The sequence below is a fragment of the Rhodovastum atsumiense genome, from assembly GCF_937425535.1.
GTDB classification, from domain to species: Bacteria; Pseudomonadota; Alphaproteobacteria; order Acetobacterales; family Acetobacteraceae; genus Rhodovastum; species Rhodovastum atsumiense.
Genome location: NZ_OW485605.1, coordinates 72,513 through 96,561 on the forward strand (window position 1 = coordinate 72,513; position 24,049 = coordinate 96,561).

Genomic DNA, 24,049 nt, shown 5'->3' on the forward strand with positions numbered 1-24,049 from the left:
CAGTCCTCCCGGAATGGAAGTCTGCCTACTCCGCGGAATCGCTGTCGGATGAGCCGTCGCCCGGGCTTTCGGCCGTGCCACCGCTCGTCAACGGCACCGCGGATCCGCTGGACTCCGACGGGTCGGAGCTGAGGTCCACCGTCTCGCGCGGACTCGTGTTCTTGGCGCTGACTGTCTGCGTGAAGCCGCCTTCCGGCGAAACGGACCGCTCAATCTTGTCGACGTAGTACTGCTGGTCGAAGGACGACCCTGTCCCCTCGAGCTGGATCATGTGGCGGGGGGCCAGCACGAGGTCGCCTGGCATCCGGCACGAGATAAGGCGCTCGTGCTCGGTCAGCTCCTTGAGCTTGGCTTCGGCGAAGCGGATTGCTTCGTCGTCCGAACGCAGCCCGGGCACCATGTAGGTGTAGCGCGATACCCCAGCGCGCGCCGCCGGCGGTGCCGTCGTGGCGCTCTGGCGGCCTCGGCGGGCACCCGTCTGGTATCCCGGGATGATCGCCAGGGGATCCTCCTCGCCGGAATCGGCGGCACGGGGGATGATGGACAGCGGGTCGTTCGGGTCGAGCGTGCTGCCGCGGCGCCGACCGCTGCGCCCGCCGCTCGCCGACCCGGCGCTGCCCCTCCGCACGGCCCGGTATGTCCGGCCAGTGCGGGGGTCGTGCGACTGCACGAGCACCTCGACATCCTTGGCCAGCCCGTGGTGCCGATCGGTGTCCAGCGTCAGGGCGGTGAAGACCGGAGCCGTGCGGCTGGCGCTCCCCGGCGCCCCCGCCGTCAGAATGCCCGGGATGAAGCGGACCAGGAATGGGTGCTGCCTGTCCGGCTCCTGGTGCGGCCGCGAGTGGAACGTGTAGCCGCTGACCCAGATGTCATGGCCCTCCTTCTGGGCCAGGTAGACCAGGGCATCCCACTTGGTGGTCGAGCGGCTGAACTCGGACAACGCGGTCCCAGTGCCCTGGTGGTCGTAGCGTTGCCCGACGAGCGTCGTGGTCGCCGTCACCTCGGCCGTCAGCCCAGCCTCCGCCGCGTACTTCTCGGCAAGCTGGCTGTAGGTGAGGTTGGGGTTGCTTTCCTGCACGCGGGCGTCGATCAGGCGGGAGGTCAGGTCGCGCCCGTGGACATCGATTTCGCCCGTCAGCCAGTTGATGGAAACGCCATCTGTCCGCCCGACAATCATCGTGGTCCACGAGACCGGGGATGCGTAGGTCGCATCCGAAGCGAACCCGAGCTGGACCTCGAGCGGGATGTCCGCCTGGTCCGCCCACCAGCGCGCGTCGCGCTCGGGGGCGGGCCCGGACACAAGGCGCGCCGACCATGTATCGGCGCCCAGGTAGTTGTTCGTGGTCACCCGGGCCTCAAGGATGCCCATGACGGGCTTGCCGTCGGCCACGATACGAATGCGCGGGTAGCGGACCTCGGATGACGGCGCCGGGTTGTTGATTGGCGACACGCCGCTGCTGCCGTCGGACATGGCATGCCTCCAAGGCTACTGGGGCGGCAGGCCGCCGCCGCTGTAAGAGGGATCCGGATCGGGGATGGTCAGCGTCCTGAGACTTTCATCCCACGGGTCGGAGATCCCGTTCTGTATTGCGAGCCGGATCGCCTGGGTGGCGTCGCCGAGTTCGTCGGCGGCGATCTCCCACAGGGTCTTCCCGGCGACCGTGATGACCTTGGGCATGGTTACGCCCCCGCATTCGCGACGTTGGCCGCCGCGCGCCCGGTGAGCCCGGAGAGCCCGGCGAAGCCCGCCAGGCTCTTGCCCATGTTGGCCAGGGTGGACAGGCCGGACGCCCCGGCAGGAAGCCCCTCCCCGGTGGAGGCGGCTGCCGAAAAGGTGGCGTCGGTCAGCGACAGGCCAGCGCCGACCGCTCCGTTGGCGAGACCGACCGCTGACGAGATGGCACCAAAGGTCGGGCTGCCCGCCGTGATCACGCCGACAACCGGCATGAGGTCCTGGGCCGTGGTGAGCAGCCCCTGGGCGGTGGCCAGCGCCGGGCCGATTGTGTCCGTGATGCCCAGGGCGTCGGTGAGGTCGCGGCCAAGCTGCTGCAGCAGGCTGGGACGGGTCTCTGGCGCGGTCGTTGGCACGACGACGCAGGAGATCCGGTAGGGTATCAGGGCTCCGCCGAGCGTGTAGTCGAACTCGGCTCGCTGGACGACCACCTCCCGGTAGTAGTCGCCCCATACGAGGGGAACCCTTTTCCCGGCGATGCGCATGGCATCCAGGCGGCGGGCCTTCGCGGATGCGCCGCCGCCAACCAATCCGCCGCCATTCTCGAGAGTGCCGGAGAACTCGATCGGCCTGTCGGACGCCCCCATGGCATCGACCACGCGCGCCCCGTTGGCGAACTCGTGGACCGCCAGCTTTTGCTCACCGCCGAACCCGACGGACTCCGGGCTCTCGAACTGCCCCAGGCCGACGCCGCCGATCGTCAGGTCGGCGCCGCCAACGGCGGTCTGCAGGAGCCCGGTGACGCCGAGGCCAATGGCCAGGCCACCAATCATGCCAGCCATCACAGCCTCCTCGCGGTCAGACGCTCATGGGCATCGCGCCTGGCTGCACGGGAACCATGCGCGTGTCAGGCCCGCTGTAGCCCGCGCTCGGCCGCCGGGCGGCCTTGTCGAGCCGTCGCGTGACCGAGCGGTAAACCACGTCGCCGTCCAGGTAGGTGATGTTCTGGACGACGACATCCTGCCGGGATGCGGGCGGCACGTAGCTCTGCGGGATGACTGCGCCGCCACCCCCGGGGACCGGGGTCGAGTTCTGGGGCAACGTCAGCCCCATGCCCTTGAGCATTTCATCGAGAGACGGCGGACGGTCCGGCGCGCCACCCGGTCGACTTGTGCCACCCCAGCGCTTCCGGCGCTCCCGCAAGAGCCTGTCGGCCTCGCGCTGGTATTCGGCAGCACTGTCAGGAACGGCGGGCGTCCTGCCATCGACATCGGAGCGGAACTGCCTGTTGGCATCCTCCAGTTCGGAAGCCGTGTAGCTGGACCGCATCCAGCCCGGCATCTCGGGCAGCCTCTTCCAGACGTCGGCAAGCCGCTGGATTGCCACCTCGATGGCCTTGAAGCCCTTCTCTCCGGTCAGGTACTCCAGTGCCTTCATGGCCGCCTCGCCCACCGCGAAGGGCCAGAAGGCTCTGGCCAGCAGCCCGAGCCTGCTCGTCAGCCCGATGATCGCGGCCAGCCCGGCGGCGCCAAGGAGGTTCTCGGTGATCGCCCGGACATCGTCCTTGTTTTTCGTCACGTAATCGGCGAACCCGCGGACGCTCTCCGTGAGGGCGCGCATGTGCCTGATGGCATCGTCCATCATTGCATCGCCGAGGTTGGCTTTGAGGTCCGTCAGCGCGTTCAGGAGCTGCGTGACGTTGTTCTGCCAGTCCCCCTGCCTGACCTCGGCCGCCCGGTCGGATGGAGTGTGGGTGGCTTTCTCCCGCATCGCGGATTCCGCGAAGCGGCGCATGGCTTCGAAGATGACGACGATTTCCGCGGCGCCGCGCTGCCCGGTCGACGTGCCGAAGGTGCGCTGGGCGACATCAGTCGCCGAGATGCCGCGCCGACCGGAGGCGCTCCGAAGGTGCTCGTCCAGCCATTTGAACTCGTTCTGCCGGAACGCCGCGTAGTCCTTGAACGCCTTTGCCGGGTCGACGTCGAAGCCGCCGCCCTTGTTGCGCGTCACGCCTACCGCGTTGCCGTGCGCGTCCGTGTTGATCCAGCCGTTGCGAATCATCTCGCGCATGGACACCTGCGAGATGCCACGGCCGCTGCCGAGCTGCCGCACGATTGCCTGCAACGACGTGGCGCCGCGACTGCCCTGCCCCCCCGCGCTCATGGCGTTCAGGAACTCGGGCATCCACCCGTAGCGGGCTTCCCAATTCATGTCCTTGAGCGTCGCTGCACCAAGGATGGCACCGCCCATGTTCAGGGTGGTCGCGTTGACCTGCCCGTGCGAGAGGGCCGTGGCGATCTGGATGCCCTGCAGCTCCTCGAGCGCCCCGTGCAGATTGACCGTGTGGTCGGGATTGAACAGGCGCCCGGTCTTGTCGACCCAGCGCATGGCGTTGAGGCTGTATTCGGGGCTCGTGCGGACACCGGACACCTGGGCCGTCGTGGTCAGGTCAAGCAGGCCGGGCGCCAGCGCGCGGGCGGCCGTCAGGTCGCGCGTCGCGCCGAAGGCAGCCGACACCGTCTCCATGGTACCGGCAACGGTGCTGTCGCCCCGGCCGTTGCGGACGATGTCGCGCGCGAGCTGGCGCACGTCTTCAATCTCTGGCTTCGACAGGCTGCCGAGCGACAGGCCAATCATGGCGCGCCGCTGCTCGCCGGCGGCGTGCATGACCTCGGCGGCAGCACTCTGCGCGGCCGCCAGACCGCCCAGGGCGGCAAGGCCGTCGCCCGTTGCCCTGATGGCCGAATGCACGCCCCGGAAGGCGCTGGCAAGCGAGTCGACCGACGAGCGCAGGCGCGTCACCTGCGAGGTTGTCTGGCCCAAGGATGCATTGGCACCCTTGATGTGCATGTTGACGGTTTGGAACCTGTTGATGATCTGGCTTAGGTTCGCCTGCACATTGTTGTTTATCGCGATGTCGACGGCGATTTTGTAGGAGGAGACATCAATCATAACTGCCTGTCCCCGCCAATTTCCTTGGTCGTGGCGTCACCGATTATTTTCGCAACATCCTTCGCCTTGCCGATGGCGGTGCGGCCGAATGTCGGCCTTGGCGGGGTGCGAAACGTCCCGTTTTCAATCCATCTCGCATACTCGAGAGTGCTGCCCACAATGGCACGGCTTGCGTCAGATTGATGCGACACGCTGTCGCGCAATTCGCCCCCGGCCAGGAGGGGCTCGTTGGGTGCATACCCGCGAGCCTTCCGTTCTTCCATCGTCGCCTCAGCCAGCGGCTTCCATGCCAGGAGTTCGCCAATTGATGGCTGGTAGTGCCCGAACTGGCCCTTGATGTCTTTTTCGAGCAAGCGGGCGCAACGATCCAACGCCCTGGCCTGAGCTGTCGTCACCCGCCTGGGCACGCTGGAGAACTGCTTGACGAAGGAATCCATGTCGCGGAAGGTTCGCATTACTTCTTCTCCTTCCAGCGGCCACGCTTCCAGTCAAACTCATTCCCGTCAATGATTCCGAAGCCGATGGCGAAGGCTGTTCGCTCGTCCTCATCGAACGCGTAATCTTCGAACTCGGACCTTGGGACGCCGAATGCCTGATGGGGACCGAATCCGTTCTTGATGAGCCACAGCGCGCGGTAGATGACGGGGTCTTCTACGATGCGCCTGATATGGCCAAAGGGCCTTCTTTGGTCTCCTGAACCGCCTGCTCGGCAGCCTCCCGCGTTTCCAGGATTTTCTGCGCGCGGTAGACCATCACGGCCGCGACACCCGGCGTGTCGAGGGCATCGATCGCGCGCTCAAGCTCGCCCTCGGTGCGCGGGAGCGGGTTGGGCACACCATCGATGTCGGCGACCATCGCGGCGCATTCGGCCATCAGACAGTACTTGGGGTTGTCACTGCCTTCCGGCCCCATGGCCTTGAACAGGCGGAGCTGGGCAAGGGCGTTGATCGGCCGCAGGGTCAGCTTGCGCCCCTTGGCATCCGTGATGACTTCGGCCATGGCCATGCTCCTCAGCGGACCTTGATCTTGTCGCCGGCGAAGAAGTCAATGCGTTGCTCGACCTCGCTGGACGGCTTCCAGCTACCGGACTTGCCCAGGGAGATCGCGGCATTCGGGAACTGGAAGACGGACTCCTTCCCGTCCTCCTCGGTCACGTACTGGAAGATGGATGCCCGGTTGCGCAGCACACCGTTGGCCCACCAGCCAGAGGTGATGAATGCCCACCAGTCGTCGGACGCGGACCCCCGGCGGGAATACGTGATGGTGCCCTCGAAACCCATGGGCACGTGCTTCTCGATGGGGGATCCCTCAAGCCGCTTGACGCGCGGCTTGTCGATCACGGGGTCCGCCGTGAAGTCGGTCACGTTCGGGACCGTGAGGTCGCCCCAATCCCCGCGGATCACCACCCGGCTTTGGTGGCCGAGGTCGAAGCTGTCGTTGTAATCGGCCATGTCATCCTCGTGATGAATGGCGGCGGCCTGTCGCGGCCGCCGTCCGTTGCGTCAGACACCGAACCGGTTCGGGAGCTTGGCGACCGAGACCGTCTGGCCGCCCTCGAGGTTCGTGATGAACTTCTCGGCGATGGCCGTGTACCTGGCCGAGACGTCCTGCTGGACGTAGCCAAGCCCGACGCGGTCCTCCGGGTTGTTGCTGGCGTCACAGACCACGGCGAACGGACGGGAGCCGTCCGAGCGGAGGGACAGGATGCCCTGCTGCAGCAGCGCTTCCAGGAACGACAACGTGGTGGAAGCCCAGTTGCGGAAGAGGTCCGGCGTGGCGGGTTCGCCGACATACGCGCCCGCCGCCGCCGCCAGGGTCAGCGCCAGGTAGTTGGTCATCCGCGTGTAGTTGTCGCCGTTGATCGCGGCCGTTGACGACGTGTTGTGGCCTGTCCGGCAGGCCCAGTAGCTGCCGCCCGGGACCGGGTTGCAGATGACATCGATGCCAGCCTGGACCAGCTTCTGGATCTCGGCGTAGCTGTAGGTTGCCCTGCGGGCCGAGTTGGCGGTCCCGGACCGCTGGGAGCCAATGACAGCGGCCAGCGGCTGGTTCAGGGACGAGCGGTTCGGGGCCAGGTTGGCCAGGCGCCCGGCCGCGAATCCTTGCGGGCTGACCAGGCGGACCGTGTTGTTCACGCTGTCCGACCACCAAATGTAGTCGCCAAGCAGCATCTTGGAGTGCACGCTGTCGATGCCGATGGCCGCCTTGGCCGCGATGGCATTCGCGACGGTATCGCCCGCCGGAGTCACCAGGACCATGTAGACCCGCTCGGACTGCCCGAAGGCCACCTGCGACGGCCACTGGGTACTGTCGTCGGCGTCCGCCAGGGTGGCGATGCCGCAGCCCACCCCGCGCAGCGCATACATGCCGGTCCGCGTCTCGCCGTCCTCGCCGACCAGCGTCTGCGACGTCACACCGTCCGCGCCGTCTGTGCCGCCGGACAGGGTGACGCTCGCCGCTGCAGGGGCATCCGTGCCCGGGCCCGCGACGGCCGTCACCAGGTGCGACGGCCCACGCGACAGGTCGGTGCCGTTGTTGATGGCCGCCGCCGCGGCGGCCCAGAAAGCCGCCCCCGTGCCGCTGAGGTTGTCGAAGCGCTCGGTGTCGACGCCAGGCAGGCCGATGACGATCGCCCAGGTGCCAGCCCTGGAGCCCGTGGTCAGCGTCGCGACCGTCTTGTTGCCAGTCGTGCCGGTGTACGCCGCCGTCAGCGTCAAGCCGCCAAGCACGCCTGATGCCGCCTTGTCGGTGCCATCGGTCACGCGGGTGCATACGATGTCATTCGCGCCTTGCTGGGCGGCCGTCGCAACGACGGTTCCGAGGTCGTGCTTGCGGGCGACAAGGCGCCCGAAGACCGCCTCGAAATCGGACAGGGTGGACACCGCCACTGGTTCACCAACCGGGCCATACGACGCGGTGCCCACGATGCCGAGGCGCCCGGTGGGCACGCCGTTGACCGGGGCATTCTGGGGCTTGATGACCTGCACGTAGCTGTCGGCCACGTAGAGCGCGGTCGTGTTCAGCGTGCCGTAGTCGACAACCTGGGGCATGTCGGTTCCTCACTCGCCCAGGGCGGGCGGATGATGCTGATGGCGGTGGCGGATGCGGCTCGGGGTCGCTACGGGATGAGCGGGGGAGCCGAGTTGACGGCGACCTCGGGGAAGAGGGCCTGCTGGAAGCTCTTGGTCTGCACGGAGGGGTAGTCCACCGTCAGCCGGAAGTGCCGGATCCAGAGCGACGCCTTCATCGCCCTGTCATCGGCCGACGTGCCGCCGTAGAGCAGCCGCCCGCTCGTGCCGCCCGGCAGCGGCAGGAAATCCTGGTCGTCGAGATGCCCATCGATGGCTCGCCCGATGGCGTCGCGCGCTTCCGGCGACGGAGCCCATACGGACAGCTGGAACGCCTGCCGCTGCCTGCGCCTCTCGAGCGTGGCGACCTGCGGCATGCCGACGCGCACCGCCAGGTCGTCGGACGACTGGAATGCAATCGTGGCCCCTGTCGCCGTGGCACCCGGCGCCAGTGCGGCCAGCGATGCAGCGAGGGACGCAGGGGTGTCGCCGGCGGCGGCTTTGACCACGTAGGCGGCACCTCGCGCCCGGGCACCGACGAGCAGCCCCGGCGTCGAAGAGCCCAACAGGCTGGCCGTTGAACCCTCGACGACCGCATGGAGCGGTGGCGCTTGCCTGGCCACCGGCTTCCACACGCGCTCGAAGCGCGTGGTCAGCGATGCCATGTCGGGCAGGGGATAAACCGTCACCTCGGCCTTGTCTTCCCGCAGCCCCGGGTTGACCTCCTGAGAAACGGGCCAGCCGCGACCGATGTAGATGTCCTTCCCGGTCACCGACGGCGCGTCCATGCCGTTCGGGTAGACCGCTTCGGTGATCATGGCCGCCAGCGCCATCTCGACGTCGACCAGATCGGCCATGGCTTCCCCCGGCCACCTTCAGGCGGCGGATTGCTCTGCGGTGAGGCGATAGCCCAGGTCGGTGAGTTCGACCGCGGAGATGGTCAACCTGCGGCCTGCGGCGTCCACGAGCAAATCGTTGGTGACAAGGTCGACGCCATCGGGAGCGGGGAGCAGGACCACATACCAGGGCTGGCGGGTCTCCCCCTGGATCCCGCTGGCGGGCCTTTCCCCCTTCGAGCCGAGCAACAGGCTGCATGGCCAAGAGGTCATCAGCAGCTGCTCGTCCGCCTTGGCATCCGTCATGTAGTTGGACTGCAAGCCTGGGCGGCGCTCCTTGGCGGGGCGGACGACCGACACCACGGCGTTGCACTCAACTACCACCGGACTTTCCAAGGGCTGCTTCGCTACCAGAAAGAACGTACCCTGTGATCCAACCAGGTAGTCTCCGACCGCCATTCCCGACGCGTCGCCGAGCAAATACCAGATGGCTTTCCCGTAAAGATTCGGCGCTGAAAATGCATAGGCGGGCTTGGCATCAAACCGCACGTTTACCGTGTCGATCTGGCTCCCTGGCGCTACCGGGTTGGCCACGCCATGGGGCCTGAACAGGGAATAGCCCTCCCCCAGAACATCGGCGGCCGCCCCCAGGCCCTGCCAAATGGCGGACTGGATTTCTTCATAGAGGGTGCCGCTCATTGCTTGGTCCTTGAAGCTTGGCAGACACGCCTCTACCTAACGGCGGTGATTGCACAAGAAAGCAAATAGGTTTGGAATGGCACGAAACGCAGACGGCACCGAGACGCCCCTCATCTTTAACAACCCTACCGAAACCGAGGAAATGAAGCGGCTGCGCAAAATTGTCACTGATGGTCTGGGCGAAAGCGAATGGGAATTGCGCGGTCTCTCGGAGGGACCGAATGAGGAATGGACTGGCGTTTTCAGAAAAAAGAGGCAGCCGTAACTTCAAACGATAAACGCCCCCGGGATGTAAACTTCCAGGAACGGGCCACTCTCGATCCCGAGTGTCCAGCAGAGCTGAAGGCGCTTCTCCCGATAAAGGAAGCGCCTCTCCTCCATCTCTCGTTCGTTTCGTTCCCAAACGGCGGCCTTCTTGGTGCCAACCTTGGTGCGCATGGCGGGCACGTCCGCCTCCAGCTGAGGGAGGACAGCAAGATACACAGACCGCACAACGTCGATGTAATCGCCCGTCAGGCTGGCGAGCGCCGCCGACACAGTGTCGGTCACGCCCTGCCTGGGTGGCCCGTATCCGCAATAGCGCCGGATCGCCACCACCTCGGCGGGCGTGAATGGCGTGCCGCCTGTGGCGGTGGTCGAACCGGACATGTCGGGTCACCCCTGGATTTGCGGTGCGATTGCCGCAACGGCAGAGGCGGCCTGCGTGACCGTCGCCGCCGACTGTGGCGGGGCGGCTACCACCGCCGGTGTGGCGGCGATAGCCTCGGCGACGGCCTGTTCGGACGCTCGTGCACGCCCACGCTTGGTAGGTTCCTGTCCAGGCGCTGGGGCAGCCGCAGGCGCGACCGCCGGAACCTCGGGGTCGAACTCGATCTCGACGTCGCCCGCCTTCACCCAGGCCGCATAGACCGGGTGCTGCGGGTCGGCGAGAACGAAAGTGCGCGTCTCCCCCGGTGCGACGACCACGGACTGGCCGCCGACAACGTTGAAGACGCGCGCCCCTCGCGCCTTGTTGCTGACCGTGGCCATGGTCAGCACACGCCGTCGAGATACCCGATGGCCTTGGGCAGGCGAACGTCCGTGCCGCCGAAGCGGAAGACGCCCGGAATCTCGAACTCCATGGGGCCCACCTGCCAGACGGGCAGGAAGCGGTGCGGCATCGGCATGTGAAGCTTCACCACGTCCGGGGCCTTCCGGTAGGCGACGATCCGCCCCGTGCCGCCCGCGCCCGCCGTGTCCAGCCCGCGCACCTGCCGGATGGTCAGCGGGCGCCCGGTCTCCGCGGTGTAAGGGTTGTGCTTCTGGAACCACTCCAGGATGGTCATCTGGGCGAGTTCCGAAACACGGACCGCGGCGATCATCTGGTATGCCAGCACCGGGAGCAGGCAGGTATCCGGCAGCTCGACGGTCTGCGTCCCCTGGAAGATGCCGACGAACAGATTGCGGAGGTCCGCCATGATCTGGTCGGGCGTCTTGTTCGCCCACAGGATGCTCGCCGCGCTGCCCGCAACCGCCCCGTTCTGCGTGCCGACGGCAGAGGCCGGGCTGGCGGTGACCAGCGGGCAGTTGAGCAGCCCGGTGTAGCCCTTCTCGGCATCGCCGAACAGCGCCGCCTGGTCGATGAACTCCTCGGAAATCCGGCGGGCCACGCTCGCCTTCTCGCTGTTGAGCGAGATTCCAAGCACGGCGGCCTGAGCGATTTCCTCGAGGTTGTACCTGTAGCCGATGCCCGCCATGTTGACGGGAGCCTGGAAGATGTCGCGCTTGAGGTCGGTGTGCGGGATATCGCGCGCCTTCCCGTTGATCCACTGCGCGGTGCCGACGCCGTCGAGGCTGAAGTAGGTGACGCTCGGCGCCCACTCGTTGCCTTCCGTGACCACGGGGATGAGCTCGTGGTAACGGATGTGCGGATAGCGGATCCGGTAGACCTCGCGCTCGATGGTCGCGAGCTGCGGGATCAGGAACGCCAGCGCGCGCTGGCTGTCCTGCATCAGCGAGACCTGGAGGTCCGCGATGTTCTGGTTCATGCCTGAGGACCTCTTTAGTTCAGCCGGACCTTCGCCAAGCCGCCGGCGGCGGCGGAGCTGTCGAAGATGGCATTGGGGATGGCCGTGTCGGATGCCGCCACGTTGGTGAGGGCGCCGGTGGACGAGTAGTAGACGGGCTGCCCGGCGGTGACCGCCGCGGCGACCGTAACCCACACGACGCCCTTGACGAGGACGGCGGCCGTGTCGCCGAGCCCGTAAGCGTCGTTGTTCACCGGGCGCACAAGCGGGTCGACGACGGTGATGCCTCGGAAGGCCCCGGCGTTCACGTCGCCGACGTCAAGGATGCCGTTGTCGGCGACGCCCTGCAGCGCAACAGCGCCGAACTGCATTCCGTTCGGGCTCTCGACGACGCGGGAGATGACGACGGTGCTGCCGGAATCGGCAACGAGGCCCGCGAACGCCGCAGCGTGCTGGCCCTGGTAGGCGGTCTGGACGGCAGGCATTAGTTCGTCTCCTGGGCCTTGTGGGCGCTCTTGAGGTACTCGACGTACTCGCGGTACGCGTCGGCGCGCCCCTGGATGGAGTCGCCCACGGTCACAGGCGCCTGTGTGCGGATGGCATCGCGCACCGGGTCGGGGGGCGCGGCGGCGGCGGATGCAACCAGCGTGTCGAAGGCGGCCACCACATAGTCGTCAGATCGCCCATCGACCGCCTTGTCGCCGAGGCGCTTCGCGACAGCGGCCCGCCGGATGTCGGCCTCGGTCTTGCCCGCGAAGGCGTAGTCGCTCCCGAGCAGCTTCCTGGCGCTGTCGATGAGTGCCGAGCGCGCTGCGATGGCCGCGTCGAACGCGGCGACATCCGGGATGCGGGCCGCCAGGGCAGCGATCTCGCCGTCCTTGGCTTCGATGGCCGCCTTGTGCGCGGCGGCCAGCGCCGCCATTTCGCCATCCTTGGCTTCGATGGCGGAGCCGTGTCTTGCGGCGAGCGCGGCAATGTCGCCCTCGGCCTTGTCGGCCCTGGTCTTGGCGTCGCGGAGCGCCGCCGTGAGCGCCTCGACGGCCTTTGCGCCGTCGGCAGTGGTCTGGATGGACGCGCCGTCCACCAGGATGGTCAGCAGATCCATCTTGGGTTCCTCTTTGTGGTGCTGAAGGACCGCAGTTGGCGAGGCGTCGCCGATGCGGCACTGCGGACCCGCCCGGCCTGCGTCGACGATTGCGACATGGTTGAGCGCGATGTCTGCGAGACGGGCGTCGAACGCCTCGCCCTCAGGCGTCTCGCCAGGTTCGAAGACGATCTTTGCCGTGTAGCCTGCGGAGAGCTCCCGCTTGCCGTCGCGCACATCGGCGATGGCGTCCGCGTCGGCGACGAGCAACGGCACCCGAAGGAAATCGCCGTCACGCGCCACCTCACCACCCGTGAAGCCGACAGTGACGGCCTTCCAGTTCCTTGCGTCGACCATTCCTGGCGGATGTTCGACCGTCACCGGGCGGTAGGCCGCGCTCGCCATGGAGTCAGCCGAGAAAACCTCGTCGGCCGGGCGGAGGACGCGGACCGTGGCGAGTTCGGGGCACCCGACCTCCCTGCCAGCGTAAACCTGGATGCCTCGCCTTGCGACGCGGACATCCGCGACAAGGTAGCCGTCCCTGGTCACGCGGGTTCCCGCGAGTTCCACGCTATCAACAAAGTCCATGTGGTGAACTCCTACGAGCCAGCCGGCTCTTCGCGGACTCTGGCCAGCCAGTCCTCGTTGACCTCCGCGAACCGCTCGGCCCCAAGGACGAGTGGGCCGTCGTATGGCTGCACGGAGGCCGGATCGACGTCGCCGCCTGCGTAGGTGATGGTCACGTGCGGCTGGAAGCCGTCGTGGTCCCACGAGGCCCCGGCGGCGATGATCTGCCGCCAGCGCTCCGTCAGCGCGCCGCTGTCGAACCGAAGAACGACCGCCCCCTTGTCTCCGAGCGCTTTCACCTGGCGCTTGCCGCCCGGTGCCACGGAGACGGTCTCCCAGTCGCTCCCGACCGCCGCCCAATCCAGTGGCTTGCGGGAGAATGCGACCGTTACATGCAGGTCGTCGGCCTCAAGCGTCGAGGCAAACCCATGGGACCGGGCCCATGCGATGATGTCGGCGGCGTTAAGCACGGGGCGGCTGACATAGAGCGTCCTCGGGCGGCCTGCGGCGTCTCCGGCCTCGATCGGCCTTGGAGACGGCCTCGGTTCCGAGGGGGCCTGGGCGCTTGCAGAGGGCATCGTGAAGTCGGGATCGCGACGAGCCTCGGACTGCTGCAGCGCGTCCTCGAGGGCGGGGAATTCCCCTGATTGCACGAGGCGCGAGCGCTCGGCCTGTGCCAGTGCCCGAACGGGGACAAGGCCGGTCTGCCGGACGACCTGCGTGCGCTGCGCGTTCTTGAGCCCGATGTCCGCGCGCTCGGCGTCGGTCATCTGCCACAGCGAATTCCACGTATAGGAGACGGACCGCTTGCCGACCCCCGCGTGCCGCTTGATGGCCTCGTCCAGCCTGCGCAGGCCAGGCGACAGCTCGGTTCGCTGCCTCGCGGATATGGAATCGTAGTAGTGGCGGATGTCGGCTTCGCCCGTGCTGTTCAGGCCGCCAGGAGCGGTTCCGAGCAGGCGGGATACCGGCATGTCGGCCGCGCCAGAAGCGATCTCCAGGAAGGTGGAGATGACCTTGGGCATGTCGGCCAGGGACAGCTTCTTCTGTTCCCATGCTTCCTCGGCATCGAGGAGCATCGCTCCGACCAGGCTCTTGGCCTGGTTCGCAAGGGAGAACCGCGCCAGCGTCCGGCGCCTCCAACCCTCGTCGACCGCGTTCTGCGTCAGTCCCTTGACCTTGATGACGTCGACCTTGGCCTCCTGCACCATGGCCGCGAGACCCTGGTTGGATGCCACGGCGTCGCGAATGGCGTCGTAGAGGCGCTGGAGGACCGGAAGCCCCCAGCCGTCGACCTGCCTGCTCAGCTCAAGGCGGGCCTGACCGAGGAAGCGAACCACCCTCGAGGGATGTATCCGCACGCCCCCTGCGGTCGGTGACGACATCATGTAGTACTCAGGCTCGCCGAAGTACGGGGACACCGGATCGCGGTCGATGTTGCCCGCCCAGAGTTCGTAGCGGCTCAGGACATGCAGATACCTGATGTCTCCGCGCTGGATGGAGGCGACATCGAGCTCCTTGGCCGGATCGGCATCCTCGCCGACGCCGATGTAGATTCCGGCGCCGCCGTAGAGGCGGGCCAGCTTGAGCACGTGGTTGACCCGCTCCCTGACGCGCAAGTCCTCCTCGGCGTCATCGACGGCAGCCACGGCCCTCGCTGGACCGTTCCATGTCCGCCATTCGCGCGTCATGTCGTCGGCAGGGGCGTCGATGATTTTCCCGGCCAGCCAGTCGGACTGATACATCGCGTCCAGCTGGAACTTGTCGAGCCACTCGTTCGCGAAACGCCCGTGGGTGGCCTTGTCGCGTTCCGTGCCGAGTCCGGACACCAGGTTCCGCAGGCTGTCGGACAGAGCCGCGTCCGCCGAGATTGGATCAAGACTGCCTTGGCTGATGTGTGCCAGGCGGCCTGCGGCGGTCGCGTCGATGGCGTCATAGAGTGCGTGTGCCATCGCGCCCTCAAACCCAGTTCATGCTGGTGTCATAGGTCGAATCGCCGAGCATCAGTTCGGTAAGCCCCCAAATGCAGGCGTCCGCGTGGTCGGGGGACCGCTTGCCCTGGTAGCCGGCGGTGCTGAAGTGGCAGAGCTGCTGCTCCAGATCCGGAAAGGCCCCGGCATGGTGCACCTTCTTCTGCTCGTAGAGGGCGGCTATCGGCTCGGCGCGCTGCAGCTTGCCGTGGGATGCGGTCACCAGCTTGACTGGTGCGTTGCGCCTTGCCGTCTGGATCGTGCTTTCGACCATCGCCCCGCCGAAGTTCTTCTCCGCGACAATGCGGTCGGCGCGCCAGGCGTCGAAGGCGTCGAGCGCCCTCTTGGCCCAGCCGTCCGGCGAGAAGCGCCCCGACAGGTCCTCGAGGACGACTGCGATCCCGTCGCGGCCGAGGCCGACCACGACGATCCCGATCTCGTCGGAGCGCTTGTCGTCTGGCCCGGAGCAGCCCGAGGGGTCCACGGCGACCACGATGCGCGCCATGCGTGCGCGCATGGCCTCGCGTGCGGCGATGTCCTCGACGGCTGGCTCCCGGAGGTAGGCCAGCATCTCCTTCGTCCAGAGCGCGCCGACGACGTTCTTGCGGCACTCCCCAAGGTAGACGTTGGCATATGCGTCGAGGTCCGTGGCTTTGAGGTGCTCGACCAGCGGGAGCAGCCTTTTGGGGAACCACGGGTTGTCGTAGTAGTTGACCTGCTGGACGATGGCGCCGGGCGGCGGGGACAGGACGAACTGCTTGTAGGTTTCGTCGGTCTCAAGGTCCGGGTTGAAGGTGATCCATATCTCCGAGCCGTCCCGCCGCATCACGGTCGGCAGGAGTGCCTCCCAGGATTCCTTCGATACGACCTGGGCCTCTTCGACCCAGGTTATGTTGACACCTTCGGTCGACCGTATCTTGTTGCTGTTCAGGTGCATCCCGGCGAAGATGAACTCGGTGCCGTTAGCGCCGAAAATCGTCTTCTCCTGCACCGTGTAGAGATGCCGCAGGCCGAGCATCTCGATTTGGTCGGACAGGAGCTTGTGGACGGACTCCTTGATCGACGTCTGGTACTCGCGGGCGCACAGGATTCGAAGAGGGCGCTGGGCGCCGAGTATCAGCAGAGCGCGCGCCACGCTCCACGATTTTGAGCTGCCGCGCCCTCCGTGCAGAACCTTGAATGGGGCTGGCTCGAACAGGAAATCCAGCTTCGCCGGGAACTCAATCGCTGCTGCCGTTCCCATCAGGCGGCCTCACGAACCGGATCTCCAGCGAAGTCGGGATGGCGCCGCCGCCAGGGCCGCTGTGTTCGAGGTCGACCTTGTCCTTGAGCTGGCCGAGGTGACGGAGCAGCGTCTCGCCGTTCGACGTCTTCGAGGACAGCTTGAGGATGAAGTTGCCCGCCCGGTCGTAGCTCCACCCCTCGATGGGAACCCGCTGCTCAGGGGTGAGCTTGGCGAGGTCGGCCGGGCAGGTGATGTCGGCGTAGTCCAGCGGGTCGTAGCGGGCGCGCCGGAATAGGTCGGCCACCGCGGCGTCGGCGGTTGCCTTCATGCGCGTGAGGCGGTCCGCCATCGCATCTTCGATGGCCGCTTTCACGTCCGGGTAGCGCATGATTTGCCAGGCGCACCGCTCGGCCGTGCTGGGCTCGTATCCGGCGCGGATCGCCGCCTGAACCGCGTTGAGATCCTTGAGATACTCGGCGACGAAGAGGGCGCGCCTGTGGTCGTTTGGCGCGCGGCGGCGGCTGATGTTCTTCGCCATCGGTCACGCTCCCGGGCGGCTGTATGCCCGCCCGGCGGCGGGTAGGGGGATGCGCCGGCCCGCCGCTTCAGGGCGGCTATTACCCGCCGTGTCTGCGCGGGGGAGGACCGCGGTGGCGTGGGCGGCGCAAGCTGGTTGGTGTTGTGTCAGCCCTGCGGAGCTGCGGTCGCCGAAACAGCGACCAGGGGCGCCTCGACCACGACGGCCGGCGCGGACACCGTGGCGGCCGCCGGAGCGGACGCAGCCGCCTGCAACGCCGCGAGGGCGGCCTGCGCGGCGCCCAGCTCGGCGCGCACGGAGGCCAGGGCGCTGCCCACGGCGCCGTTGATGAGCGCCTGCAGCTCGGCGGTCGCCTTGGCCTTCTCGGCGGCGATGCCAGCTTCCGCGGCGGCTGCGCGCTCTTCGGCGACGGCTTTGGCTGCGGCCACCTTCGCGGCCAGCGCCGACCGGGCGCACCGGACGGCAGCGATCAGCGCCGGGGTCGTCGCGGTGACGGCTGCGCCGACGGCGAAGCCAGCGGCGACCGGGATTCCGTTCGCGAACGAAAATGCGGCGATGTCGAGCGGCAGCATGATGTCCATCCCCTATGCAGCGGCCGAGAGCGTGGCGGGCCGCCTGAATTCTCCCGGGCCGGTGCCCCGGGCTCCGTGCTCGTCGCCCCTACAGCGTGGCCCACGGCGGCGCCGCCCGGTCCCCTGGCCGCCCAGGCCCAGGGGCGGCTCAATGGTGCGACCGCGGGGGAGCCGCACGGTCGGCACGGCGGAAAAGGGGAAGGCGGCCGCGCATGCGCTGGCCGCCTGGAGTTTGCGGGCTGCCTGGCCTGGGAGGACCGCGGGCGTCCGTACGCACGAATGAGATGATAGCAAAAACTACCCGATTTCTGTTGCAGCCGTCAAGCACTGTCGTGCGCCGCCTACCAGGAATATTGTAAATCTGTTGACTCCTGGCACAACCGCGCACATATATAAGGTACGCGGCCGTTCGTGCCCTTGGCCGCAGGAGGTGGAAGATGACTCGCGACGAAATGGGTGGGCTGAATCTCGCTGTGGGTGCCGGTGTCGGCCTCGTCGCGGCCGGGCTGTTCGCGGGCATCCAGGCGGTCGCCGAACGGCGGCGCGCGGAGGCGGAGAACCGGGCGGCCTGGGAGGCATGGCACGCTCGCGAGTGCGCGCGGCTGTCGGAAGAGAGTCGGCGGCGCACGAATGCGCACTGGTATCTCGCGCTGTGCGACCGCGCGGACATGATTGCGCGCGGGTGGGACTGACCAAAGAGAAAGCCGCCCCGAGTGGCAGGGCGGCTGTGGTTACGCTTGCGGTGGACCGCGAGCGTCAGGTCGTCTCCCCGATGCGGGCTGCGGCTTCCCACCCTCGGCGCCACTCGGCCTCGGCAGCGGCGTTGGCATCAGCCACGGGACCGCGCCCGGTGCGCCGCTCTTGAGCGAGTTGGCGGATCTCCTGGATGCGGCGCGCCTGCGCCCGTGCCTGCTCAGCAGCCGGAGCGGAGGGGGCGTCGGCGCTTCCGACGGGTGGCACATCGGGCAGCAGTGCGGTGCCGTCGAGATGCCCGGCGATCCTTCCGGCCGTGCATGCCGCCACGCGTGCCAGGGATGGGCGGGAGAGACCGGAGAGCCACTCCTGCACGTCAGGCACGATGCGGCTGACGGCAGCCGGATCCGGTGCCATCCCCTCGGCCAATGCGGCCGCCACACTACGGACAGCGTGCGCGTGCGATATGCGCGATGCCCGTCGCTCGGTGTCAGAGTCCCGAGCTGGGGCAGCCGGTTGCGGCACGGGGGCAACTGGCGCGCCGCCGCGCATGCCGTCCAGCACTGCGCCAGCGGTCCTGCCAACCGCGCCGGCGGTCCCGGTGACTGCCGCCCCGACGAGGCCAGCCGCCCCGACGACCGCGCCGGCGGCTCCCTTGGCGGCCCGGACGGGCAGCCTGCAGCACCACGCGGCTGCCGCGACGGGGCTCTCGACGGCGAACCGTGCCGCCTTCCATGCCGCGCGAGGTGCCTCTGTCACGCCATCAACGAAGCCCTCACCGAGATCGACGGCGGCGTGGCCAACCGGCATCAAGACGTGCTCGTACGCCTGCTCTGCGATCCACTTGCCACCACGCCACACGGTGCGCGTGACGCCCCGGGTGACCGTGCGGAACGCGGCGGCGACCGCCGCGGCCACGCGTGCAATGATTCCGCGCATGCTTTCCTCCCTTATGCTGCGCTCTCCAAACGTTGAGCGCTGGCTTGCAAGAGACCAGATGCCCGTTTCGTTGACGTAGCGGGAAAGTCGATGTATCAAGTCGCCATGGCACATCTCATAGGCAATCGCGCGGCCTTGTAGCCGCCCAAAAGCCTCGGCCGCCCGCAACGGGGCGCGCCGCCCCGCACACCTGCGGAGTGCCTGCTATGCCTTCCGACGAAGACGACGTCGAAGACGTTGATATCGCCACCATCGAAGCTCAGATTGCCGCGGACCTCCGGCTGCCGCCCGACCCGGCGCGTCTGCTCGTCGACGCCCTAACGGCCGCTGCAATCGAGCGCGCGCCCGACTGGGCGAACGCGTCCATCGTAGTCGTACGCTCACCGTCGGACGAATGGACGTCAGCACTCGCTGATGTGGTCGAGACCAAGGCGTGCGCCATCCCCAGCGTCGGGGTATGCAAAGTCCTCAAGCGGCCTGACCGCTTTGGAAGTGACCGGGCACGGGTATCCCCGTCCGAACACACTGACGCCATCAATAACGCCATGCGTCTCGGCAACAAGGACGGCATGCTCGTGCTCGTGTCGGCACGCCTGGACACGGATTTCCCCTCCGTGCTCCTGCGCGCCGCCCAGGCAACGCTCGACTGCTCCGAAATCACGAGCGCCGTCGTCGCCTCTGTCGTCGCCAAGATGACCTCTGGAGACGCTGCAGGCGTGCCCGACGACGTGGCGCGCCACCTGACACCCGTCGTGATGCGGCTGGCATGGCGGCCAAGCATGGCGTCCGCGGACTACGTGCGCCGCCTCGGGGAACTCGTTGAGCGCCCCAAACACGCACGTTCCGAGTGGACCTTGGCCCGCCTGCATGGCTGCGATGAAGCGGTTGCGTGGGGCAATTCTACCTGCCGCGACATCGCCGACTGCCAGGCCGGACGGCTGGCGTGGAAGGACATGGACCGCGGCGCGCTGCTGTGCGGGCCACCCGGCTGCGGCAAGACCACGTTCGCGGCCGCGCTCGCTGCAAGTGCGGGCGTGCCATTGATTCCCGCCAGCTACAGCAAATGGAAAAGCGGCGAGGACGGCAAGGGCAGCTACACCGAGATTATTGGCCGCATGCGCCAGGACTTCGCGCTCGCGCGCTCGCAGGCGCCCTGCATTCTCTTCATCGACGAAATCGACTCGCTCATCGGCCGCGGTCAGGCGGGCCACAACGAAAGCTGGTTCGCCCCGCTGACGAACGCGCTCCTCGCGGAGATGGACGGCCTTGCATCTCGCGAGGGCGTCATCGTGCTCGCGGCCAGCAACTTCCCCGAGCGCGTTGACCCCGCCCTGCGTCGCGCTGGCCGCCTCGACCGCGTGCTGCGCCTGGGCTTGCCGGACGCCCCGGCGCTTGAGCGCATCCTGCAAGAGCACCTCGGCGCCGATGCGGACGGCCTCGATCTTTCCCAGGCCGCCCGCCTTGCCTTGGGCGGCTCCGGCGCTGACTGCGAGCGGTGGTCCCGCGGCGCTCGCCGCCGTGCCCGGCACGCCGGGCGCCGCCTCGTGCTGGCCGACCTGATCGCGGAAATCCGCGACAACGAGGGCGGCAAGCGTTCACCGGAAATCCTGCGGCGGGCGGCTGTCCACGAGGCGGGGCACGCCGTCGTCATGATGCAGCACGGCCGCCGTGTGTGGCACGTGGGCATCCGAGCAACTGGGACGATGGCCGGGGCCATTGAAAGCGACGCCCCCAGGATGGCCACAACCGCCGCCGACGTCCGCGCGGTCCTCGTCGACCTGATGGCCGGGCGCGCCGCCGAGGAAGTCCTGCTCGGCGAACCGGGTGGCGGCGCAGGCGGCTCGGCTAGCTCGGACCTCTCGCAAGCGACAGTGATCGCCGCGTCGGCAGAGGCGGCCTGGGGGCTCGGAGGTCGGCTGACGTGGATTGCGGACCCGACCGCAGAGAATGTCGGCTCGCTGCTCGGGCTAAACCGCGCGCTCGCGGAGCGCGTCGAGGCGCGGCTCGCCGACGCCTATGCCGCCGCCATTGATGTCGTTCGGCGGCGGCGCGCGGAGGTCGAGGCCGTCGCCGAGGCACTGGCGGTCCGTGAGGTATTGACGGGCGACGAGCTGCGCGCGGTCGTCGCCGGGGCGGCGGGAAATGCCTGCGTTCCGAAGGAAGTTCTGCAATGAGCGTGTTCTTCATCGACTTCGAGGCGTCCTCCCTCTCCACCGACAGCTACCCGATCGAGGTCGCCTGGGTCGGCGAGGACGGCAGGGGCGAGAGCTACCTGATTCGCCCTGAGCCGGACTGGTGTGATTGGTCGCCCGCGTCCCAGAGCATCCACGGTATCACGCGCGCCCATCTGCAGCGCGACGGCCACGAGGCGGTCTGGGTAGCGAACCGTCTCATCACCGTCCTCGGAGATCCGGCTGCCCGCGTCTATTCCGACGTGCCAGGCCACGACCAGATGTGGCTCGACGAGCTGCTCGCCGCATCGTCGTCGGCTCCCCGCATCCCTTTGCGAGATGTCTACGAAGCGTACGCCGCCGCGTGCCGCCCGTTGCACGCCGTGCTCGCTGGCGACGACCTTGTAGCGACCGCCAGGCAACTCGTGGCCGCCGCGCAGGTCGAGGAAGAACGCCGACAGCGCGTACATCACCGCGCGCTCGAGGATGCCATGTCGCTCTGGCGGACGTGGGCCGACGTCCGGCGGCGAGCGGAGGAACGGGCAGCCGGAACGAATTGAGGGCGGCAGAGATCGGCGGGTAGCTCAGCGGCAGAGCCGACAGCTCATAACTGTCCATGCGCCGGTTCGAATCCGGCCCCGCCGACCAGTCCTTGTCTCCACGTCAAAAACTTTCCCGGCTTGCGGCCCTTGAACCGAGCCGAGCCGACTGCACAACATTATGTGCACGGGCACGCAGACGGCGAATGCCGCGGTGCCCTTCAAGAGATGGGAGGGCGGCATGAAGATCGTCGACTTCAAGACATTCTGCAGCCTACCGGATGGCACGGTCTTCCAGGAACTCACGCTTGGCAGCACGTGCCTCGGGCCACTGAGCGTTCGCCATCGGGCGCATGGCGGCCAATATCCGAGTTTTGACTACCAGCAAGTCGGAGCTTCCGTGTTCGCGCGCGAAGCGTTCGGCGACGCTCCACAGCCGCCTGGCGAGAGCGAGTTCGCGGCTGTCCACCCGGACTGGGTCGGCGACTGGGGGTATTACGACTACACCCGCTCCTACCTGATCTACGAACCAGAGGACATCCGCCGCATGCTCTGCCTGCTCCGGGGCACCGACGACGGTTGCAAAGACAGGTTCGACGCCATCGCGGTGCCGGACGCGGCCATCTGGCCGGAAAAGGGGAGGGCGGCATGAGGAGCTCGACCGCTTGGCACATCGTCGCCGGCCGTGTGGAGGAGGTAACCATCCCGGCCGAGGGCTTTGAGATCGACCTCGGGCTTGCGTGCAACGGTTATCGCCTGCTCCCGGGCAACGAAGACGACAACTGGCGCGACTTTACGCTTGGGAAGGTCGCCGAGATTGCCACTAGGCTGACCCCGTGGGCCGAGTGGTGGTGCTCACCGAACCTGCCGCTGCACGAAGAGATCGGGGAAGTCGGCGGCGTCGCATACGGGCAGCCGCAAGTTGGATTGGTACGGTCGTGCTGGCGGCCAGAGTTCTCCATCTCGACGGCGTTCCACGAAGCCTGGCACTTGGCCGAACCATGGTTGACCTACGAGGAGGCCATGGCCGTCCAGGCGGCAACGAAGCGCGGCCCGGAATGGCCTACGGACTACCTCAGGCGCGAGTGCGAACGTTCGGCCAGGGCTTTCCAGAACTGGGCGATGTCAACACTGGAGACGGGCGGCGGCCGACCGGGCCGCGGGGCGCCCATGCATTACAAGGCGTTCTGGTCCGTCTATTCCGGCGAGGTCGGGCAGCGCGCGCTGGCCAAGCGCGGCGTCGTCCGCCCGGAGCGCAGGCCGCCGCCCGCGCCCGTCAAGGTCATTCAGTGGTGGCGGGGCGGCGCCATCAACACGGCAACTGTGTGAGGGAGGACATCATGGCACGTTGGGTTGCTCCGAAGGGTATGGATGCCGCATCCCGTTTGGCAGACACCATCCTGTATCCCGCCATGCCCTGGAAGCTGAACGTCATCGCGTACGGATCCGATGGCTTGGTCGCGCGGGTGGATGGCTCCGCTGTCGCGGCCATCATCGAGGGCAAGCTGTCAGACGGTCGCTGGCACCTCTACGAGCTGAACCCCGAAATCACCTTCCACGCCTGGTTCATGGACGGCCCGCTGCCCTTCGACGACGAGGACATCGAAGAGGATCTCGGCATCCATGACTCCCAGGGGGTCGCACGCGTCATGGAAGGCTTCCTGACCGACTGACCACCGAATTCCGTTTGCATCACAAATGGCCCGCCCAAACCGGAGGCGGGCCTTTCTTTTTCCGGGCGGCTGCCTAGACCTTATCGAGCTTTCTCACAGCCAAAGTGTTCGCATTTACGAACGCTTTGGCTGTTGCACCATCTGCGCTGTACCTGGACGCGGGAAGCGGGGGAATGTGTCGCTCGGCCGTCAAAAGTGGAGCATGCTCCACTTTTCAGGCTCGGCACAACGTAGGTAGCCTCGGACAGGAGACAGAGATGATCACTCAGGCAGTGGGTTTGGCCGACATCGCGCGGGGCGATGCGTCGCCTGCCCAGGCTGGGGAGGTTTTGCGTTTCATCTTCAGCGAGCCGACGCCGGACCTCCTCAGGGACGCGTACTTGGCATTGCGTGCCTGGGTGTGGAAAGCGCTGGACCAGCGCCGCCGGGATCCGGAGCTGAGGGACTGGAACGACATCCTGGGGGCCGCCTCGACCTTGATGCGGCGCCACGGGCAGGACGCGCTCGGGTCGCGGATCGACGCGCTCCACGAGCTGGTCGCTGAATCCATCGCCGTCGCCGACACATACGAGTCGGTCGACATCACCCGTCGCCTGCATGTCGCCAGGGTGCTCGAGTTCCTTGCGGAGAGCGGCGGCCAGGCGAGCCAGAGCGCCATCGGCGAGCGCACTGGGCTGGCCGAAGCCAACCTCACCGACGTCCTCAACATGATGTCGGCCGCCGGACTACTGGAGCGCTCGACGCTGGGCAAGGAAGCGGTGTTTGCATTGTCCCGCGCGGGGGAGGCCGCCCAGCAGAACCGGGCCGCCTGACCAACAGCCGGGCCCGCCTCCGTGCACGAGGCG

The 24,049-nt window shown here is 67.5% G+C and carries 27 protein-coding genes and 1 tRNA gene; 8 read left to right on the top strand and 20 right to left on the bottom strand.

From position 1 onward, the window contains the following. Positions 1-25: 25 nt before the first annotated feature. The 19 genes from NBY65_RS32005 to NBY65_RS32095 all read right to left on the bottom strand — a co-directional run bounded on the left by NBY65_RS32005 (position 26) and on the right by NBY65_RS32095 (position 17,189). The gene (locus tag NBY65_RS32005; protein ID WP_150041168.1) at positions 26-1,471 is read right to left on the bottom strand and encodes a hypothetical protein; all 1,446 of its coding nucleotides are present in this window, start codon (positions 1,469-1,471) and stop codon (positions 26-28) included. Positions 1,472-1,486: 15 nt separating this feature from the next. After that, positions 1,487-1,678 carry a hypothetical protein gene (locus tag NBY65_RS32010; protein ID WP_150041166.1) on the bottom strand — a complete coding sequence of 64 codons (192 nt, stop codon included), beginning with the start codon at positions 1,676-1,678 and terminating at the stop codon, positions 1,487-1,489. 2 nt (positions 1,679-1,680) lie between these two features. Beyond that, positions 1,681-2,514 carry a hypothetical protein gene (locus NBY65_RS32015; RefSeq protein ID WP_150041164.1) on the bottom strand — a complete coding sequence of 278 codons (834 nt, stop codon included), beginning with the start codon at positions 2,512-2,514 and terminating at the stop codon, positions 1,681-1,683. A 16-nt stretch (positions 2,515-2,530) separates the two neighbouring features. Further along, a complete protein-coding gene (locus NBY65_RS32020) occupies positions 2,531-4,624 on the bottom strand; it encodes a phage tail tape measure protein (RefSeq protein WP_150041163.1) in 2,094 nt (697 codons plus the stop codon). Further along, the gene (locus tag NBY65_RS32025) at positions 4,621-5,079 is read right to left on the bottom strand and encodes a phage virion morphogenesis protein (protein WP_150041161.1); all 459 of its coding nucleotides are present in this window, start codon (positions 5,077-5,079) and stop codon (positions 4,621-4,623) included. Before NBY65_RS32025 ends, NBY65_RS32020 begins: the two co-directional genes overlap by 4 nt. 196 nt (positions 5,080-5,275) lie before the next feature. Then, a complete protein-coding gene (locus tag NBY65_RS32030) occupies positions 5,276-5,623 on the bottom strand; it encodes a hypothetical protein (RefSeq protein ID WP_203330496.1) in 348 nt (115 codons plus the stop codon). 11 nt (positions 5,624-5,634) lie between these two features. Then, positions 5,635-6,075 (bottom strand): hypothetical protein, encoded by a 441-nt coding sequence (locus NBY65_RS32035; protein ID WP_150041159.1) that lies wholly within the window; start codon positions 6,073-6,075, stop codon positions 5,635-5,637. A gap of 51 nt (positions 6,076-6,126) precedes the next feature. Beyond that, entirely contained in the window at positions 6,127-7,674 is a 1,548-nt protein-coding gene (locus NBY65_RS32040) for a phage tail sheath protein (protein ID WP_150041158.1), read from the bottom strand. A gap of 68 nt (positions 7,675-7,742) precedes the next feature. Next, a complete protein-coding gene (locus tag NBY65_RS32045) occupies positions 7,743-8,549 on the bottom strand; it encodes a hypothetical protein (protein WP_150041156.1) in 807 nt (268 codons plus the stop codon). Positions 8,550-8,567: 18 nt separating this feature from the next. Then, positions 8,568-9,227: a hypothetical protein gene (locus NBY65_RS32050; protein ID WP_150041154.1), complete on the bottom strand. Its 660-nt coding sequence runs from the start codon at positions 9,225-9,227 to the stop codon at positions 8,568-8,570. A 267-nt stretch (positions 9,228-9,494) separates the two neighbouring features. Then, positions 9,495-9,875 carry a hypothetical protein gene (locus tag NBY65_RS32055; protein WP_150041153.1) on the bottom strand — a complete coding sequence of 127 codons (381 nt, stop codon included), beginning with the start codon at positions 9,873-9,875 and terminating at the stop codon, positions 9,495-9,497. 6 nt (positions 9,876-9,881) lie between these two features. Continuing rightward, positions 9,882-10,256: a hypothetical protein gene (locus tag NBY65_RS32060; protein ID WP_150041151.1), complete on the bottom strand. Its 375-nt coding sequence runs from the start codon at positions 10,254-10,256 to the stop codon at positions 9,882-9,884. Positions 10,257-10,258: 2 nt separating this feature from the next. Continuing rightward, the gene (locus NBY65_RS32065) at positions 10,259-11,254 is read right to left on the bottom strand and encodes a DUF2184 domain-containing protein (protein ID WP_150041149.1); all 996 of its coding nucleotides are present in this window, start codon (positions 11,252-11,254) and stop codon (positions 10,259-10,261) included. 14 nt (positions 11,255-11,268) lie between these two features. After that, positions 11,269-11,718: a structural cement protein Gp24 gene (locus NBY65_RS32070; RefSeq protein ID WP_150041147.1), complete on the bottom strand. Its 450-nt coding sequence runs from the start codon at positions 11,716-11,718 to the stop codon at positions 11,269-11,271. Further along, positions 11,718-12,905, bottom strand: a complete 1,188-nt coding sequence (locus tag NBY65_RS32075; protein ID WP_150041145.1) for a DUF2213 domain-containing protein — start codon at positions 12,903-12,905, stop codon at positions 11,718-11,720. The genes NBY65_RS32070 and NBY65_RS32075 overlap by 1 nt, the downstream gene beginning before the upstream one ends. 11 nt (positions 12,906-12,916) lie before the next feature. Continuing rightward, positions 12,917-14,836 carry a phage portal protein gene (locus NBY65_RS32080; RefSeq protein WP_150041143.1) on the bottom strand — a complete coding sequence of 640 codons (1,920 nt, stop codon included), beginning with the start codon at positions 14,834-14,836 and terminating at the stop codon, positions 12,917-12,919. 7 nt (positions 14,837-14,843) lie between these two features. Beyond that, positions 14,844-16,097: a PBSX family phage terminase large subunit gene (locus NBY65_RS32085; protein ID WP_150041141.1), complete on the bottom strand. Its 1,254-nt coding sequence runs from the start codon at positions 16,095-16,097 to the stop codon at positions 14,844-14,846. Continuing rightward, the gene (locus NBY65_RS32090; protein WP_150041139.1) at positions 16,075-16,617 is read right to left on the bottom strand and encodes a terminase small subunit; all 543 of its coding nucleotides are present in this window, start codon (positions 16,615-16,617) and stop codon (positions 16,075-16,077) included. Before NBY65_RS32090 ends, NBY65_RS32085 begins: the two co-directional genes overlap by 23 nt. Positions 16,618-16,763: 146 nt before the next feature. Next, entirely contained in the window at positions 16,764-17,189 is a 426-nt protein-coding gene (locus tag NBY65_RS32095; protein WP_150041138.1) for a hypothetical protein, read from the bottom strand. A 437-nt stretch (positions 17,190-17,626) separates the two neighbouring features. Here NBY65_RS32095 and NBY65_RS32100 point away from each other — a divergent pair, with 437 nt between their 5' ends. After that, the gene (locus NBY65_RS32100; protein WP_150041136.1) at positions 17,627-17,881 is read left to right on the top strand and encodes a hypothetical protein; all 255 of its coding nucleotides are present in this window, start codon (positions 17,627-17,629) and stop codon (positions 17,879-17,881) included. A 64-nt stretch (positions 17,882-17,945) separates the two neighbouring features. On the opposite strand, the gene NBY65_RS32105 is transcribed toward NBY65_RS32100, so the two are convergent. After that, complete coding sequence (locus NBY65_RS32105; protein WP_150041125.1) at positions 17,946-18,821, bottom strand: hypothetical protein; 876 nt, start codon at positions 18,819-18,821, stop codon at positions 17,946-17,948. Positions 18,822-19,027: 206 nt separating this feature from the next. Here NBY65_RS32105 and NBY65_RS32110 point away from each other — a divergent pair, with 206 nt between their 5' ends. The 7 genes from NBY65_RS32110 to NBY65_RS32140 all read left to right on the top strand — a co-directional run bounded on the left by NBY65_RS32110 (position 19,028) and on the right by NBY65_RS32140 (position 24,016). Further along, the gene (locus NBY65_RS32110; protein WP_150041123.1) at positions 19,028-20,995 is read left to right on the top strand and encodes an AAA family ATPase; all 1,968 of its coding nucleotides are present in this window, start codon (positions 19,028-19,030) and stop codon (positions 20,993-20,995) included. Then, the gene (locus tag NBY65_RS32115; protein ID WP_150041121.1) at positions 20,992-21,552 is read left to right on the top strand and encodes a 3'-5' exonuclease family protein; all 561 of its coding nucleotides are present in this window, start codon (positions 20,992-20,994) and stop codon (positions 21,550-21,552) included. The genes NBY65_RS32110 and NBY65_RS32115 overlap by 4 nt, the downstream gene beginning before the upstream one ends. Before the next feature lie 13 nt (positions 21,553-21,565). Then, a tRNA-Ile gene (locus NBY65_RS32120) sits at positions 21,566-21,640 on the top strand. Positions 21,641-21,772: 132 nt separating this feature from the next. Then, the gene (locus NBY65_RS32125; protein WP_150041119.1) at positions 21,773-22,183 is read left to right on the top strand and encodes a hypothetical protein; all 411 of its coding nucleotides are present in this window, start codon (positions 21,773-21,775) and stop codon (positions 22,181-22,183) included. Next, entirely contained in the window at positions 22,180-22,860 is a 681-nt protein-coding gene (locus tag NBY65_RS32130) for a hypothetical protein (protein WP_150041117.1), read from the top strand. Before NBY65_RS32125 ends, NBY65_RS32130 begins: the two co-directional genes overlap by 4 nt. Positions 22,861-22,871: 11 nt before the next feature. Beyond that, positions 22,872-23,204: a hypothetical protein gene (locus NBY65_RS32135; RefSeq protein ID WP_150041116.1), complete on the top strand. Its 333-nt coding sequence runs from the start codon at positions 22,872-22,874 to the stop codon at positions 23,202-23,204. Positions 23,205-23,461: 257 nt separating this feature from the next. Next, positions 23,462-24,016, top strand: a complete 555-nt coding sequence (locus NBY65_RS32140; protein WP_162530566.1) for a helix-turn-helix transcriptional regulator — start codon at positions 23,462-23,464, stop codon at positions 24,014-24,016. Positions 24,017-24,049 lie beyond the last annotated feature (33 nt).